At 53.6% G+C, this 2,865-nt stretch carries 5 protein-coding genes; 2 read left to right on the forward strand and 3 right to left on the reverse strand.

All coding sequences use genetic code 11. The features are described 5' to 3' along the window. Both AC2VLY_RS05240 and fdxA read right to left on the reverse strand, forming a co-directional pair. Positions 1-446: ABC transporter transmembrane domain-containing protein (locus AC2VLY_RS05240; RefSeq protein WP_486921888.1), on the reverse strand; the 446-nt coding region annotated here is incomplete at its 3' end. Beyond that, the gene (gene fdxA, locus AC2VLY_RS05245; RefSeq protein ID WP_010639763.1) at positions 443-766 is read right to left on the reverse strand and encodes a ferredoxin FdxA; all 324 of its coding nucleotides are present in this window, start codon (positions 764-766) and stop codon (positions 443-445) included. The genes fdxA and AC2VLY_RS05240, both read right to left, overlap by 4 nt. Before the next feature lie 201 nt (positions 767-967). Here fdxA and AC2VLY_RS05250 point away from each other — a divergent pair, with 201 nt between their 5' ends. Further along, positions 968-1,570 carry a peroxiredoxin gene (locus AC2VLY_RS05250; RefSeq protein WP_193651620.1) on the forward strand — a complete coding sequence of 201 codons (603 nt, stop codon included), beginning with the start codon at positions 968-970 and terminating at the stop codon, positions 1,568-1,570. A gap of 263 nt (positions 1,571-1,833) precedes the next feature. Here AC2VLY_RS05250 and AC2VLY_RS05255 read toward each other — a convergent pair whose 3' ends face one another. Continuing rightward, entirely contained in the window at positions 1,834-2,559 is a 726-nt protein-coding gene (locus AC2VLY_RS05255; RefSeq protein WP_024893912.1) for a hypothetical protein, read from the reverse strand. Positions 2,560-2,662: 103 nt separating this feature from the next. On the opposite strand from AC2VLY_RS05255, the gene AC2VLY_RS05260 reads away from it, so the two are divergent. Next, positions 2,663-2,865: PHP domain-containing protein (locus tag AC2VLY_RS05260; RefSeq protein ID WP_486921889.1), on the forward strand; the 203-nt coding region annotated here is incomplete at its 3' end.

The following is a 2,865-nucleotide window of genomic DNA, read 5'->3' on the forward strand; positions in this document are numbered from 1 at the left end:
AGAAAAAAGCGCGCCAGCACGGAGAGACCCTGCTGGAGCAGGGTCAGATCCAGACTCATCCGCGACAGGGTGCTGCCATGACTGTGATCGATGAGGACTTCCAGGGGAAGACGCAGGGTGTGACCGAAGAGGTTTTCCCGCAGACCGCGTAAAACCTCTTCCTCCACCCGGGCCAGATTGATGGCCTGGAGATAATCGGCAATACCCTTGACCGCGTAGATCAGGATGACCCCTAAGGGCAGCCAGACCAGCATGCTGACCTGGTGATCAATGAATATCCGATCCAGCACGGGTTTAATGATGTAAGCCATGGCACCCATGGCCGCACCAGATATCACCATAAAGAACATGGCTACGGCGACACGTCCCCGGTGGGGGCGCACCAGACCGAGAAGACGGTGAAAGCTTTGCGAACGCAGCGCAGCAGAAGCGCTATCCGCGCTCACTCTTCGAGCAGGCCTCGTTTGTCTTTCACTTCCAGCCAGGCATCGGCATCTTCCGGCGCCGGTTTTTTCTGAATAATGGCCGGCCAGACCTTGGCGAGACGTGCATTGATTTCTTCATATTCTTCCTGGCCTTCGGGCAGGTCATCGTCACGGAAAATGGCTCCGGCAGGACATTCAGGCTCACAAAGTGTGCAGTCAATACATTCGTCAGGGTCGATCACCAGAAAATTGGGACCTTCACGAAAACAGTCTACCGGACATACATCCACGCAGTCCGTATATTTACATTTGATACAAGATTCAGTCACCACGTAGGTCATGGGGGCCGGGCTCCTTGGCTTTTCGGTTTAAGGGTGGCCGGGCTGCCCCGGCGAACTGGGGGCCTATTCTAGCCCAAGGCTGCCCGCCTGCCCACTATCCATATATAGACCTTTTTGATGTCCCGGATGGTAAACCCGCACATAATTTGCTACAGTACAAATCTGGACTTTATCCCATCATTGATCCAAGAGGAGAATCCCATGGCAGTATTGGTAGGTAAAAACGCCCCCGACTTTGTAGCCCCAGCAGTTATGCCTGACAACAGCATAAATGAGAAATTCCAGCTATCTCAGCACATCAAGGGTAAATATGCGGTGCTTTTCTTTTACCCTCTGGACTTTACCTTTGTCTGCCCTTCAGAAATTCTGGCTTTCAATCATCGTCTGCATGAATTTAAAAGCCGTAACACCGAAGTGATTGCCTGCAGTGTGGACTCTCATTTTACCCATCTGGCCTGGAAAAATACGCCCGAAGAAAAGGGTGGCATTGGCCAGATCCAGTTGCCCATGGTAGCCGATTTATCCAAGAGCATTGCCCGCAATTATGACGTGCTGCTCAATGACGAAGTGGCATTGCGTGGCTCGTTCCTGATTGACCGTCAGGGTGTTGTGCGTCATGAAGTGGTCAATGATTTGCCACTGGGACGTAATATTGATGAAATGATCCGTATGGTGGATGCCCTGCAGTTCTCCGAAGAGCACGGCGAAGTGTGTCCGGCCCAGTGGGAAAAAGGCAAGGCGGGCATGACCCCCACCGGTGAAGGTGTGGCAGATTTCCTGGCCAAGCACGGCAAGGATCTCTAAAACTGTATCTGATTTGAAAACGGCGGGTGGTAGCCGGGAGGCTTTTTGCTCCAACGTCCCTTGCCTGTTGTTCTAAGGCTCATCCTGCTGTCAGGAGAGAACTCGCCCTGCGGGCTCAAACAGCTCTCCTGACGGACGCAGGACTTCGCCAAGAACAACAACGGCTCGGGCCAAAGTCGCGGCAAAGCCTCCCGGCTACCACCCGCCGTTTTCAGGATTTGTTAAAAACCCGGCTGCACGATTGCCCCGGGTTTTTTTTATGATCAATGCAAGCTGTGTCCAGCATTTTGCGCAGCTTCGGCCATAACGGTTTTCACGGCTTCGGGATAGTCTCCCCGAGTGACCTGTTGCAGGCCTTCCTGAAAAAAAGTGTTCGCATCGGCAGGTAAGTGATGGATGAGCGCTGCGAAAGCCTTGCGCATTTCTGCCGTATCCTGGGCGCGGGTCGCGGTAATACCCCAGTTCAGCAGTAAAATACGCCAGGGCCGTTGCGGGTCGGCGCTATCCAGGTCTGCGGCATAATCGGCCGATGCGGCGGTTACCACTTCTCCCATGAGCTGGGCCAAAGTTTTGAGTTCTTCTGTTTCATTATGGCTGTTAGCCAGCACCGCCAGGCCATTGACGACCGGTTCCAGGGTATGAATGGCTCCATGCTGCGCACAAATCCAGGCGGCAATGCTGACCGTAATCATTTCCAGCGCAATTTTGGCTTGCTTTTCACCCAGTCGGTCTGCCCAGGTGGACAGATCCATGAGCAGCCCGATACTCAGGTCGGCAATGCGCTCCGGTTCGTCCTCGGGCAGGCTGGGGTCCCATCCCGATACGTCATTACTTAACACCGTGAATAGTTGTTTCAGGGCATCGACAATCATGGGGGGGGTGATTTGTTCTCCTGTAGCTATTCCGCTGCTGGCAAAGGCTGCCAGAACCGGTTGGGTGTATTGCTCAAAGCGTTTTTGCGCTGCGGAGATGTCGAGAATAAGAGCCAAGGTTTCCTCCTGATATGCCCAAAGAAGTTCTGCGTGTTATGCTAGCACGGATCAGTCTGGATGCTGCAGCAGAAGGTGTCCGCCAACTTCGGGAATGGTTTTTATGCAACAGAGCAAAATGTTTTCACCCATTGATTTGCACATGCATTCGCTGGCATCGGATGGCACCATGACACCCCATGATCTGGTTCAGCGGGTTCATGATTCCGGCGTTCAGGTTATGGCTTTGACCGATCATGACAACACCGCCGGATTGGTGGAAGCCGGCCTCAAGGCGGCCGAACTGGGCATTCAACTGATTCCCGG

This window comes from Acidithiobacillus sp. TH-A36, assembly GCF_057473445.1.